The organism is Afipia clevelandensis ATCC 49720 (assembly GCF_000336555.1).
Taxonomy (GTDB): domain Bacteria; phylum Pseudomonadota; class Alphaproteobacteria; order Rhizobiales; family Xanthobacteraceae; genus Afipia; species Afipia clevelandensis.
Genome location: NZ_KB375281.1, coordinates 3783807 through 3797102, shown reverse-complemented (window position 1 = coordinate 3797102; position 13296 = coordinate 3783807). Strand labels below are relative to the sequence as shown.

The 13296-nt window shown below is 49.3% G+C and carries 11 protein-coding genes; 7 read left to right on the top strand and 4 right to left on the bottom strand.

Going from position 1 to position 13296, the window contains the following annotated elements:
* Positions 1–317: 317 nt before the first annotated feature.
* Both HMPREF9696_RS18160 and HMPREF9696_RS21055 read right to left on the bottom strand, forming a co-directional pair.
* Positions 318–1487, bottom strand: coding sequence for a hypothetical protein (locus tag HMPREF9696_RS18160; protein ID WP_002714510.1), 1170 nt, complete (start codon positions 1485–1487; stop codon positions 318–320).
* A gap of 260 nt (positions 1488–1747) precedes the next feature.
* Positions 1748–2986, bottom strand: a complete 1239-nt coding sequence (locus HMPREF9696_RS21055) for a tetratricopeptide repeat protein (protein WP_002714509.1) — start codon at positions 2984–2986, stop codon at positions 1748–1750.
* A gap of 612 nt (positions 2987–3598) precedes the next feature.
* On the opposite strand from HMPREF9696_RS21055, the gene HMPREF9696_RS18145 reads away from it, so the two are divergent.
* The 4 genes from HMPREF9696_RS18145 (at position 3599) to HMPREF9696_RS18130 (ending at position 7972) form a co-directional block, all read left to right on the top strand.
* On the top strand, positions 3599–3835 hold the full coding sequence (locus HMPREF9696_RS18145; RefSeq protein ID WP_002714508.1) for a helix-turn-helix domain-containing protein: 237 nt from the start codon (positions 3599–3601) through the stop codon (positions 3833–3835).
* Between the two features lie 679 nt (positions 3836–4514).
* The gene (locus HMPREF9696_RS21360; RefSeq protein ID WP_002714507.1) at positions 4515–6284 is read left to right on the top strand and encodes a 5'-methylthioadenosine/S-adenosylhomocysteine nucleosidase family protein; all 1770 of its coding nucleotides are present in this window, start codon (positions 4515–4517) and stop codon (positions 6282–6284) included.
* A gap of 29 nt (positions 6285–6313) precedes the next feature.
* Positions 6314–6868 (top strand): phosphoribosyltransferase family protein, encoded by a 555-nt coding sequence (locus HMPREF9696_RS21355; protein WP_081602413.1) that lies wholly within the window; start codon positions 6314–6316, stop codon positions 6866–6868.
* 39 nt (positions 6869–6907) lie between these two features.
* On the top strand, positions 6908–7972 hold the full coding sequence (locus HMPREF9696_RS18130; RefSeq protein WP_002714506.1) for a thiamine-phosphate kinase: 1065 nt from the start codon (positions 6908–6910) through the stop codon (positions 7970–7972).
* Positions 7973–8137: 165 nt separating this feature from the next.
* Here HMPREF9696_RS18130 and HMPREF9696_RS18125 read toward each other — a convergent pair whose 3' ends face one another.
* Positions 8138–8707 (bottom strand): recombinase family protein, encoded by a 570-nt coding sequence (locus HMPREF9696_RS18125; protein ID WP_040302161.1) that lies wholly within the window; start codon positions 8705–8707, stop codon positions 8138–8140.
* Between the two features lie 221 nt (positions 8708–8928).
* Here HMPREF9696_RS18125 and HMPREF9696_RS18120 point away from each other — a divergent pair, with 221 nt between their 5' ends.
* Genes HMPREF9696_RS18120 through HMPREF9696_RS18115 form a run of 3 tightly spaced genes read left to right on the top strand, consistent with a single transcriptional unit; the run spans position 8929 to position 12247 of the window.
* A complete protein-coding gene (locus HMPREF9696_RS18120) occupies positions 8929–11031 on the top strand; it encodes a DEAD/DEAH box helicase (protein ID WP_002714504.1) in 2103 nt (700 codons plus the stop codon).
* Positions 11028–11732 carry a DUF2290 domain-containing protein gene (locus HMPREF9696_RS21350; RefSeq protein ID WP_002714503.1) on the top strand — a complete coding sequence of 235 codons (705 nt, stop codon included), beginning with the start codon at positions 11028–11030 and terminating at the stop codon, positions 11730–11732. The genes HMPREF9696_RS18120 and HMPREF9696_RS21350 overlap by 4 nt, the downstream gene beginning before the upstream one ends.
* Positions 11733–11788: 56 nt before the next feature.
* Positions 11789–12247: a DUF6641 family protein gene (locus tag HMPREF9696_RS18115; protein WP_245259242.1), complete on the top strand. Its 459-nt coding sequence runs from the start codon at positions 11789–11791 to the stop codon at positions 12245–12247.
* Positions 12248–12340: 93 nt separating this feature from the next.
* Here HMPREF9696_RS18115 and HMPREF9696_RS21050 read toward each other — a convergent pair whose 3' ends face one another.
* Entirely contained in the window at positions 12341–13261 is a 921-nt protein-coding gene (locus tag HMPREF9696_RS21050; RefSeq protein ID WP_002714501.1) for a CarD family transcriptional regulator, read from the bottom strand.
* Positions 13262–13296: the final 35 nt, after the last annotated feature.

Genomic DNA, 13296 nt, shown 5'->3' with positions numbered 1-13296 from the left:
GCGACGAAGTGCAAATGACTCCTGCATGCACTGTTCGCGCGCTTCGCCTATTAAGCCAGCCGACTCCGAGATTGGATTCGGTGACTCGTTTATGCTCGGAATTATTACCGAACCAGGCGGGTATCGGTAAGCGGCTTGTAGATAAAAGGGAGACTTTGGTGGCGGCAAAAACCCTTTAGGCTCCAAAACCTGTAACGGGGCGCTTTTATCAACCAGGAAAACTGCGTTACGAAAAGTCGGCGCTGCCGCACAGCCGCTGAGTTGAAATGCGACAAATACTACCAATAGAGCGCGGTTATGCATAATTCACACTCATTTCATGGTTGCTTTTTCAGCCAGTCCTGATTCTTCTTGGTTGTTTTAGCGTCCAAAAAGTTGGCTCCAATAATCATTACGTCGCTGGTTCGATAGATTACGTTTTGAACGCAAATTTTGTCCTGCGCGGGAGGCTGGGCTGGCTTAGCGTCGTTCGCGGCTTTCACGGCCGCAGGTGTCGCCTTGGCTTTATTCTGCGGTTCGTCTTTCGACTTGGCGACGTCCGCAGCGGAGGGCGCTTTCACAGCTATCTTGTCGGCACCCAATTGTAAGTTTACTTCAAGTCCCGCTGGCAGGATCGGTACAACGCCGGCAGGTAACTTGATGTTGGCTTCTACGCCATTGCTATTCGCTGGCACTGGTGCAGTGACTCCGCCAGCCCCACCGGTATTAGCGCTTGCAACAGGATTTGGGCTGCTGGCGCCTGCTGCTCCGCCGGGGGGACTGCAGTCAGCCGAGGCACCTTTTACGTCTCTAAGCCATCTTGCATTCAAACCCACCACGAGATTGGCGAACTTTAAGTCAAGGACATTCAGGGAAAGATTTTTCTTTGCTTGAAGAGAAATCGTAATTAGGCCGTAGCAACTGCGAACAATCTGACGAGCTGCTGGGTCCGTTAATGCCGAGCATGCATTCCCCGATTCCTTGCGCATATTCAGCAATGCTGTCCTGAGCTTCTGCTCCGAAAGATCGTATGTCTCAGCACTAATATAGATCCCCACTTCTTCGAGATCTTCCGCATTGAAATCGATCAAATTGAGCCACGTTCCCATAGTGAGTTTCAATTGGGCTGCAATTTCATTCTTGAAAACGATTGTTTGGACACCTCCTACAATCTTGCTTTTGTTCTTGGGGTCAGAGAGGTCAATGAACGGAATTTTGGTATTGTCCGTCAATTGACAAAGCTGTCCTTTCACCGAGAGATCGTATGAGTACCCATCGCCCAGACCTTTTGGGACAGTGATGGTTCCGGCAACTCCCGGTCCAGGAGAACCGGCAAGATCCCGCTGCGGTGAAGGTGGCCCTAGTAGAAAGCACCCAAATGAGGATGACGAAAGGGCGGCGCCGACAGGGTTCTTAGAATTCGCGACATCTCGTGCCTCGGTAAGCGGATCAGCAAAGCACGGGCTGATAACTAAGGCGGACAGCAAAATAATCGCTCGTCTAAACATATGAACAATCCCCCAAAAGCTTAAGTATCACAGAGGGAATGTCGAACTTCAATAGGGCGCTTGCGGCTGCGTGAATTCATCGGGCGGGACTGGCGATCGCCCACTTCAAGATTCCACCATTGAGTCCGTAAAGCTGACAATAATGGGGGCAGCGAATACGCTGAAGGTGGCTGGTGAGTGGGGGCGCAATCCTATTTGACGCCACGATCGCCGCCCGCTCGCCGCTTAAGCGGGTGAGAGTTGAATCGACCTTCTAAATATCAAAAGTCCCGCTTGCGGACTCCAGCGTTCTCCGGCCCAGCCGCCTCCCGCAGAGATGATAAGGCAGCACGGCAAGCGAAGTTGACATTATCGGAGTATCCCGATGCACCGAATGTACGAGCTAACTCGGCGAGTTCAGCGATCGCTTGACCCTTCTCGTTGCCAGCCTTCCAAGCCGTGTCTTTGTCTTCTTTGGAAAGAACGCTGCTATCTTCGATTTTCCTCATCGCTTTCTTTGCAACTGCCACATCGTCTTCGCTGATTATTCGGATCACGTAGTCTTTGCGCATGTCGTAGCAGGTCTTGACCGTTAGATAATTGGTATAAGCCTCTCGCAGATCGGCGGCCTTATCGACAACTGGCGTGTTGGCGGTCTGGGCTTCTTGGCTCTTCAGCCTTTCGCGCGCTATGTCGTTACCTGCTTCAGCCGCCTTATGTAGCCAAACTATTGCTTCCTTCTCGTCTTTCGAAACGACCAGACCGTCTGCATACATATTGCTAAGGGCGAGCATGCTGTTGGCATTACCTTGATTTGCCGCCTTCACGAACCATGCATGGGCTCGGGCATCGTCCTTCTTGGTGCTCTCCCCTTTTAGTAACTCAAGTCCGAGCGCATACTGCGCATCGGCATGTCCTTGATCAGCGGATTTTTGTAGCCATGGAATAGCGGCCTTGGGATCGCGCTGCGTTCCCTGTCCGAACGTCAACATATAGGCTACGCCGAATTGACCGACCGGGTCATTTTCTTCAGCGGCCTTCATCATGAGCGAGAAGGCTTTCGCATCGTCCCTTTCGATTCCGGTTCGCGCAAGGTACTTCCGGGCGAGGTCAATCAACCCTATCGTATCGGCCTGGTCTGTTGCCCTTTGAAGCAACCTCCTTGCCAGTTCCTGGTCCTTCGTAACGCCTAAGCCTTGCTCGTAGAGGATCCCAAGTACCGTTTGCGCGGGGGCATAGCCTTTATCGGCCGATTTCTTGAACCAGGATGCCGCTATTGCAGGATTCTTGGCGAAACTTCCCTTCCCCTCGAGATGAATGAGGCCGATCAGATACGCCGCTGCTACAGCTCCTTGCTTTTCAGCTTTGGCATACGCATCCATTGCAGCTTCCGCGCTTCCAGCTTTCTCGTATGCCCTTCCTAACTGCACAGAGTAACGCGGCTCGTTTGGATAGGTCTGAACAGCCCAATCGCATGCTGGCATTGCCGCATTGGCATCGATATCTTCAAACCGGACCATCTTCCTTCCTCCGTCCGAGTCTGCTGATGCTAACTCATCACATCGGAATCCAACGTCGGCTGGGTTCGCGCTGACCGTCGCAAGGACAGACATCTGCAATAGCGCCGCAACTACGAATCTCATGTCTATGCTCTCCCTAATTGAAATTTGCCGACGACTGATCAGGAGAGGTCTTGGCTCGCTAGCTTCGTGGTGGGACATGAGAAGCTTCGTTGCGCTTCTGGGTTCAAGAAGATGCGGACCGCGCTATATGTCCTAGCCCCGCCGAAATAGGTGCATTGCGTCCCGAAGGCTCGGTCGCTGCTTACGTCGCGGCGATATATGAGAAACGTTTGATCGGAGATCAGAAGCGCGCCCCAGATTATTGCGATTGCCAATATCAATCCAAACACGCTCGGATATTTTCTGTAGAGCCGCAACAAAGTCCCCTCCCAAATCAGAAACACCAACTCGTCGCCGAGTGGACCCAATATAAGATATCTCAAGTCGGTCTTAAAGCCGAGTTTTGACTTAGCAAAATTTCTTCTCCCAAACCCGGCTAGCTTTTTGAGATAGCTACAAATTCGGTTTTAAGGCCGTGGGTCATGAGACCACAATGCGGTTGGCTGGGCTATGGAAATCCGCCAACTATTTGCTGCTAATTTGCGCCGGATTCGGCAGGAAAAGGGACTTTCCCAAGAGGAATTGGCCTATGAGGCAGAAGTTGACCGCGCGCATGTGAGCAAAATCGAACGCAGTCTGACTTATGTGGGCCTTGAGATCGTGGAAAAATTTTCAAAGGTCCTGGGACAGTCGCCCGACGCATTTCTGAAGCCGATATCGCAGAGACCCGGCAAGAAGCGCCCCTAGCTTGGCGCACCTTTGTTGGAAACATCGAAAATTTCCAACTCGGTTGCTCTCTCCAATCGCGTAGTAGGCCCAAGCTGAAACAGTTTCATCGCTCTCAACTACAGCGGACTCGTTTCCTTTGTATACGCAGAAGTATTTCCCTATCGGCTTGCCCGATTCACTCGCAACTTGAAATAGCGAAACGTCGCCGTTTTCCGATGAAGGAATAGAGTCCTTCACAAGAATAAGAGGCTCTGTGCGTCTATCGTTTGCAATTCGGATGATGGTCGGAGAGATTTGTTCAAAGTCAGAACTACTGACGCGTGCCCACACATGCTTGGCGGTGATGGCCCAACCATCGGGCGAAATAAGAAACGCTGACCCCCTAACCGACGTTATCTTGCTGGTTGATTTCTCGATGACATCGTACTCGATAAACATCGTGCGCTCACGAAAGTAATCCGCGAGCTTTGAAGCGCGGTCCTTATGATAGAGAATTGACGGAATTGTCTGCGAGTGCGCTTGATCTAGCAATTGCGCTAAAAGGCATAACAGGCTAGCAGTACGCAAGATCGACGTTTGCTCTTCCGCGCGTGGTCTTGGTTTAGTTAAATAGCCCTTGCCTGCTCCAAGAAGTTGTTGAATAGTTGGGTGTATTTTTTTGCCGCAATCAATTTAGAACTCGTTGATCAGGCGTCAAATGCCTCAAGAAGACGACATTTCGACAATTGGCGTTTTAACTATTTTACCAAAGGTCGAGCTTGCGGCCACGCTTTTAGCATTTGGCCGCTCACCAGATGATCCCCCTGATATTCGTCGCGACGAATGTCGTTATTGGATAGTTTTTCTGAACAATAGTGATGGAAGGAAACTTCGCATCGTAATTTCTTGCGTCGGCAATTCTGGCAACACAGAAGTTGTTGGCCCAACCGAATCAATGATCAGACACTTTAAACCGGAAAGCATGTTGCTGATCGGCGTCGCATGTGGAATTCGTGAGTTCTCATTGGGAGACGTTGTTACAAGCGCCGGAATTTGGGCTTATGAATATGTTAAGACTACCAAAGATGGTGTGTTGGATCGAAGCAGGTTGCAACAAACCTCTCCACATATTTTACGCGACGTAAGCTTCTATACTGCACACTTAAAGTGGATCGAACAATTGGTTGAGCTTCAATCGAAGATTCCGCCAAAAATGGCTCCTAGAAAAACACTTGGCGAGCCCCGATTACATGAAAATATTTTAGTAGCCTCTGGCGAGAAGGTTTTGGCGAATGGAGAGCTCAAAAAACTTCACACAAAGTACAACTTGATCCGTGCGGGAGAGATGGAAGGGTACGGTTTCGTTAAAGGATGCAATTCGGTCCGCCCCATCACGCCCTGCATGGTGATCCGGGGTATCTCTGACTACGGAGATCGAGATAAAGACGGCGGTCTCGGTGATGATGCGCCTTTAAAGGACGAATTCCATTACGTTTCCGCTCTAGCAGCCGCAACATTTGCTCGTTCTTTTTTAGAAACCGCATATTCGGCGAGAGAGGAACCTTCTGGCACTAAAACCGAAGAAAAATTGCCGAAGGCAGAGGAAACAAAGTCGGCACCCGCTTCGCAAATAGCTCGTTGGCCAAATCGCAAGACGATATTGAATGCCATAAATCTCGATTTAGAGCAGTGGGCATCGATGTCCTTTCCAGAGGATCCCTTTCTGACAAGAATAAGATTTTGGCGAATTTTGCAGAGTTTGCTTTCTGTTTATACGGAGCAGCTTAGGGTCTTTAAGCTTCCAGTTCTCGGTACAAATATAATGTTTTTGCGCCGGCAAAATGGGGCATCTTCTTCGTGGACGATGACGCTTCGTGAAGCGGATTTATATTGGGGAAATGACGCGATATGGATGTGTATAGTACTTGAAAATGCTGAAAAAGTTTTTGTCAGAAGTCATGAATTTTCAAAATACTACTGCTTCCTTGCGAACGATGAAATCAAAGCAACCACGAAAAGGCGACTAGGCTTAAATGGCCGCACACTTCAAGAGCTATTCCTATTAAATGGAACGGATTCGTTTTCATTCCCTAGCTATCTCACGATCGAGCGCCATGCCGAAGAATACAATAAGCTCCGAACGAAGAATTCCGTTTTTGATCGTAAAACCGGATATGGCATCCGCATTACTGAAAACTACGCGGCCCTATATGACGCAAAATCGAAGGATGGATATCAACGAGGTTTAAGCATTACCAAAGCGTCTACTGTGAATGCTATCGTAAATATCCCGGTCTTTGCCCCTGATAAGTTCGGCAACGTTCGCTATGTGTTAGGTTTAGTGAACGCCGATTTTTACGAGCCCATCGAAAGCTCGGAAGATCTCGACCATTTCTTAGTCGAAATACAGATGTCGTTTAATCGAGCATTCCGACTTTACATTGAGCGCTGCGGCCAGCCGATGGAAGATGTTTCCTTTCCGCTGTGAGGTTTTGGCTTTTTGAGTTTAACACAACTATGGGCGTTCTTACTGACCACGTACTTCATCGAACAATCTTGATCGACGCAGTAACGTCGTTTTACCGAAACGATTATGCGCACAATTTCTCTAATAATCTTCGCGCATATAAAAGCTTTAATGAGCCGCGGCCATTTGTGGATGAATTTGCCGATCTTCTGGTGGGCCGTCTTAACGTCTTTGCGGAGAACGCAGCACCTTTTTCAATTTGTTACGTGCCTGCGAAACTAGGGTTTGAACAAAAGCCGTACCATCTAATCGATCTAGCTGATGCGATTTCGAGCAAAGTACCGCTGCTTTCCTCTGGTCCGATGCGCGCGGCTTTAAGTTTCGTTCGGCAAGTGGACCCTGTTAAAGGCATAGATTGTAATCAAAGGGATGCAGCAATAGCTGGTTCAATGAAAGCGAACACGATTGTCGCGGGCAAAGTCATCGTCGTCATCGATGACATTCGCGCATCCGGCGCTACCCTTAGAGAGTGTGCAAGGGCTTTGTTCGCGGCAGGAGCCGCAGAAGTGGCTTCTATTGTTGTTGCGCAGCGCGTTGATTTATAAGGTAGCGATAATACTTTAAATCTTCGCTTAGGAAGCATCATGAAACTAAATGATATAGGCGAGTACAACCTTCATAAGTGGTTGAGCAAAACACTTCTTCGATCAGATTTGGATCCCGTTGGCGTTGGAGATGATTGTGCAATTCTTGACCTTGGAACGTCTGACTATCTCCTGTTGACTACAGATAGAGTGGCGCCGTCGGCATATCTACGATCAATGGATTACGCTGGCAGACTTTGCGTAGTTCAATGCTTTTCGGACGTGATTGCAAAAGGTGGACGACCGGTTGGCATTCTGTTGAATACTTATATGTCCGAAAACTGCGATTTAAATCAGTGGCAGAGCTTGATTTTAGCGACTCAGGACCACGCGCGAAAGTTTGGGGCTTTTCTAATCGGTGGCGATACTAAACAAGCAAGAGAAGAGACAATTGTCGGAACCGCAATCGGATTGGTTGAGAAAGATTTTCTCCTTAGTCGCAAGACTGCTCGTCCGGGCGATGTAATTGCCTTGTCCTCAAAGAGGAAAAAGAAAATCGGAGTGGCGTGGAGTTATTTCATCGCTGACCATTACAAACTCGTTTTAAGTGACGAGGTAATGAGTGATCTTAAATCAAGTTTTTTAGAAGATAACTTGTTGTTGCCGTTCGATGAAACCCGCGCGGCCGCTTCAAGTGGGGCCGTTAACGCATGTGTCGATACTAGTGACGGCCTTGGCGGTGCGATCCATCTGCTAACTGATGGCGCAGGGTTCGGTGCAGAAATAATTTACGAAAAGGCTTTGGCTTTGTTGGACGATAGAATTTCTCTGGTTTCTAATGAATTGAAAGTAGATCCGTTGTGTTTTGCTTTCACCCCAGGATTTGTGTGGGAAAACCTTTTTGCGATTGAAGCCGAGAAATTCGAAGCGGTTCGTAATTTGGTGATTGCGACTGGTGGTGACCTCATAAACATCGGACGTATAACTGAATCTAAGGGAACTACGATGCGTTTCGCCGATGGCGAAAAACGAAACTTGAGACTTTTCTATAATGAAAACTTTACGGGCGGTGATTGGCTTGATCGACTGCCAACGCGATGGCAAGAACACAATCTTTTTGAGTAAATACTACCGATTGTTAGGCGCAGCTTGTGGTTTGACGAATTATTCTTACCCTTTTATTTGCTGGTAAAAATTAACTGATGATACTTGACCCGTTTTATAACGAGTCCCATCCGACTAACCGCGATCCTTCTCTTCAAGCTTAAAATATAAACGCTGGTTGTAGTTTTAAGCGGCATTACGCCTTGGGCCTGGGATGTACTTATAAAGGGTTGCGTCTGAGACACCTACCTGCCTCGCAACCTCTACAATTGTCAGTCTGCCATCTGCAATTAGCGCCTTCGCCGCAATCAATTGCTGTGATGACATCGCTCTTGGCCTGCCGCCCACTCGACCTCTAGCTTTTGCAGCAATTAATCCTGCAGACGTACGCTCGCGAATGATACTTCGCTCGAATTCGGTGAGTGCCCCAAAGATGTGAAACACGAGTTTCCCCGATGGCGAGGTTGTATCAATGCTTTCAGTCAACGATTTGAAGCCCACTTTCATTTCATCAAGACGTTCCACTGTAGATATGAGCTGCTTAATTGAACGAGCCAGTCTGTCGAGTTTCCAAACGACTAGGGTATCGCCTTCACGCAGATAGTCCAAAGCGGCAGCAAGTTGAGGTCGGTCGGCATTTGCGCCCGATGCGGTCTCGATAAAAATTCTTGAGCAGCCCAACTGTTGAAGTGCATCTATTTGCATAGCGGGCGTCTGGTCTCCGGTCGAAACACGGGCATATCCGATAAGGCTCATGATGCTCTCCGATAAAAGTAGGCACCATAACATCCGATAGGACTCTTTTCCAGATAGTGTTTTAGGAGACCATTTCACCTGTGAAATCGCGATCTGCTCACGGGTGAGCTAGTCTCTGAAAAACGAAGATTTCTTTGATATGCCTGCAGCAAATCAAACGCTTGCGATATCTTATCCGATTTGTTCAACTTATCGCTCAGCAAGCACGATGAGAAATTAACTTGGCACTAGAATTTATTCCGACGCGCACCGATCAAGGGCAGTTTCCTGGGATACAGGCTGCAATCACGCGGCTGCAACAGGACGGGCCCGCCCTTGGTATTGACGGTGGCGTTCTCTACTATGGTTGGCCTAAATTTCAGGACTATGAAGCTGTAGGCCATCCCGTTGATATAGCCCTAGTGAGTCATAAGACGGGTCTTTTGCTCATCCGGTATCTGTCAAACGCCAATCAAGGCACTGCAACGGCAGCCGATGAGAGCATCGCCCAGGCAGCTGCAACGGCAGAAGCGCAGATGTTAAAAAGCGCGTTGCTTCGTGGCAAGGATCGCCGTCTGAAGTTCAGCGTAGTGCCCATCCTCTACGCTCCAGGCTTTCAGAGTTGGCCCGATGCGCGGTCGGAGATAATTACATCAGAAGCTGGCTTACTGGGATTCGTTCAATCTTTTCAAAATCAGGGTTTGGCGTCAGATGAGCTCGACGAAGCTCGCTCGATCTTAGAAGGCGCGAAGGCGTTAACTCGCAGCGTCCGTCGTCGGGTAGATGATCCGGGATCCAAGCCGGCAGCAGTAGCACTTGCTCGACTCGAAGAGGAAATAGCAAAGTTTGATTCACAACAGAGGTATGTCGCATTAACAACATTGCCTTGCCCTCAGAGAATTCGAGGCTTAGCTGGCTCTGGCAAAACCGTAATCCTTGCGATGAAAGCCGCTCTCGCACACATAGAAAATCCCAACGCAAAGATTCTTGTCACATACTACACGAGAAGCTTGCGAGACCACCTGACCAGATTGATCACAAGGTTCTTTCGTCACTTCGCCGAAGGGGAACCAAATTGGAAGAACATCGATATTCAACATGGTTGGGGCCAACAGAATCTGCCCGGTGTATATCGAGAGGCGAGCTTGCGCGCTGGCCTTTCGCCAATTCCTTTCGGTGAGGTCAAGCAACTAGCCGACCCATTTGATCACGTATGTAAGACGCTGGTAAACTCTGGTCGAGTGCAGCCGCATTACGATCTGGTCCTCATTGACGAAGGACAGGATTTCCCTGAGGGATTTTATCAACTCTGCTTTTTCTTAGCCAAAGGTCATCGTGATCAGAAACAGATCATCTGGGCTTATGACGAGCTTCAGAATATTTTCAATGTGCATGTCCGGACTCCTGAGGAGTTATTCGGGGACGACGAGGACAGCCAGCCTAGAATATCCCTTCGACGATCTGTTCCGCCTACAGCGGAGACAAACGACTTCGTTCTTCCTAAATGCTACAGAAACCAGCGCGATATACTTGTTTTAGCTCACGCAACCGGTTTTGGACTATATGGCCAGCCTGTACAGATGTTACAAGACGAAGAGCACTGGAAGGACGTTGGTTACGATGTTCTGCGCGGCACTTTTCGTCCGGGTACAGAAACAATCGTAAGGCGACCCGATCACAACAGCCCGGCCAAGCTACATACTTCTAACGAGCAGCCTCTCGTTGAAGTTAAGTCATTCGACAGCGTTGCTGAAGAGGTCAGATATTGCGCAGAGCAATTTCGACAGTTTCTGGCTGCGGGGCTAGAACCTCATGACCTTATGGCGATTGCAATCGATGATCGCGCAGCTCGAATGTATCTTTCTCAGCTATCGTTAGCACTTGCTGAGCAAGGCGTAGAATCCAATAACATTATCGCGGATCGTTTCAGTGAGCCGCCTTTTCTGATAGAGGGGAAAGTAACACTGTCCACTGTCTATCGTGCCAAAGGAAACGAAGCAGCTGTCGTTGCTATTTTGGGCTGTGACGCAGTTCCCTTAAAGTCTCGCACGGGTCGGAATCGCCTCTTCACAGCATTTACTCGCACGAAGGGGTGGCTTCGGGTGACCGGCGTGAAGCAAGGGTTTGATAAGCTTCTTGGCGAGATGGATCAGGCCCTGAAGCTTGCTCCCGAACTTCGCTTCATAATGCCTGACCCTAAACAAATCGACATGATCCAACGCGACCTAGCGGAGCGTGACGCGCGCATGATGCGGGCACGCGAGGAAATGAACAAGTTGAAGGGTGAGCTAGGCCTGACAGACGAAGACCTTCGAAACCTCTTGGCTTCAAGGCGCAAGAAATGAATAGCGCGGACTTTGCGCGAAAAATTAGAGCTTCCTGGGATTTGCTCTATGGCGAAGCCGGTTTAGCGCGAACCGTATCCAATTTGACGTCGTTGCCGGTCGACCAAGAATTTAACAGAACAGCGCTTTCGAGAACCGCTACATATCGAGATATCTATTTAGCCGCGTTATCTCGTTCTTATTATAACATCATACTCAATGACTATTCGATGTTTCAGTATAGCTGGATGGGCGAGCAGTCATGGCGACTAGCTTATCTCCCAAATCCGTGGATAGCCGGCGTTCATGAAGCCGAGGATGCCGTTGAACAGTGGGAGGCGCTGGAAGAAATCGGCGGAATGGAGCCAGAACATGTAGATCACTTAATTGCAGACATGCCCTATGCTTCTGCGATTCCCTCTATCCGTTTTGAATATGCAACTCACCAGTATAGAGAGCTTTCACATCCCGCCGCGCATATGCATATCGGTCGACACGCTGAGAATCGCTGGCCGTATGCTCGACTCCTTAATCCACTGACTTTCACGATGATGATCGTAAAAATGTATTATGTCGATCGATGGGCGGCTTTAAGCTCGTACTATGGACACGCGCCCGCATTGTGCCTCGATATGACGTTCATCGATGAACTATCCCGCTCCACCGTGGTCCACGATTTTAGCGAGAACGAAAAACGCTCTCTACATTTCGCTGCGTTTTAGATTCCGTGTGCGGACGCCATTTCTTCGGTATGTGATCGCGCCAATCGGCATTATACTTGGTCGTCCTCAACATCTATTTGATGGAGGACATGATGACTTCTCTGAAATCCCTGAACTTCACTGCCCTGCCCAAGACCGAATCCGATCCCAAGATGGAACGTCGGGCTCGGACAATTACGCGACTTGAAGAGCAGAAGGCGCTTCTCAGCAATCCAAGTTACGTCCGGAAAGTGCGGTCGTTCGCAACGGTCGAGGGCGTTCGCAAGTCTGTCGAAAGCGATCAGCGCGTCTTGCCCTGGTGGCGCAAAAACGTCGACGGCTCATATCTATTCGCCATCCGTTCAGGTTCGAAGGCAATCGAATTCGAGAAGGGCAAGGCAGCCATTGCGGTGCCATCACTCGATAAGCTTCCCGCCGTGATCGACACTCTGATAGCCGCGACGCGATCTGGTGAACTCGATGCGCAATTGGCCCAGGCGTCCCGAACGCCGCCGACCCGCAAGAAGGCAAACTGAACTGACCAGTGACGGGGGCCCAAATTTTGGCCCCTGTCACCACAAGTGGCAGGAAGACTTACTAAAGCGCGCCTCAGGGGGCATTTCGAATTTTTAGATCTCGTCAGCAAGCTTTCTAAGGCCAACTTTCGCGTGATTGGCAGTCGGCACCATCAACGTCATGTTATTAGCTTTAAAATGTATTACGAACGTTTCCATTCTTGTGCCCGCTATCTCTTGTCTTTGAATTGCAGTTATCTTCCCGACCCCGTGCTCCGGATAAACTACATATTCGTCGACAAAAAATCCGTGGCTTTCCGATAGAACAACATTATCCTCATCGTCCTCCAAAGATTCCAGCTCTTCCGCTGTAAACTCACGGGGCTTTCGAGCAAGAATATCCCGCAGCTTTGCTGCAGGTACGCGAAGCTCAGCCTCCTCCTCTTCCAACTCAATTACAAATCGATGTCCTTCTCCGTTGACTCCTTCGTATCGCTCCAAATCCACTATTCGTGCGAGAGCATTGAGGGGCTTAAAATATAACATCTCACCTATCGAGAATCCGTGCAGATCGGGGACAGCCCCTGCAGGACCACTCGCCGCCTGAGGTTCATCCGCAACCTTCACGTGCGAATTTGATCGCGTGAGATCTAAATGAGGATCGATCGGTACAGTAGCAGCATGGTGACCAACAGGTGATTGAGTATTTGCAGGCAACCGCTTGCCCAATTCCTGCAAAAATCCGATCGCTATAGACCAAGGCCCGCGTTCGGATAGCACTCGGAACTCGCTGTCTATTCCAACACGCATCCATAGCGTTCGATGATAGATCGCGCGATCTTCAAAGACCATCCAGACGACTATAAATTCCTCAAGCTTTTCCTCGCGAGTTTTGAACTGAAACCAATGTCTGACAAAATTCCGCTCACTCGGAATCGCAACAAAATGCTGGAGTTTCATTGCGAGTATCGGATTTAGAGTTTCTTCCATTTGTCTGCGGTGACTTTTTCCGAAGACATTGTCGAAGATTCCCATGAGACAGCACCCCGCACGACTGACCGGTTGGAATT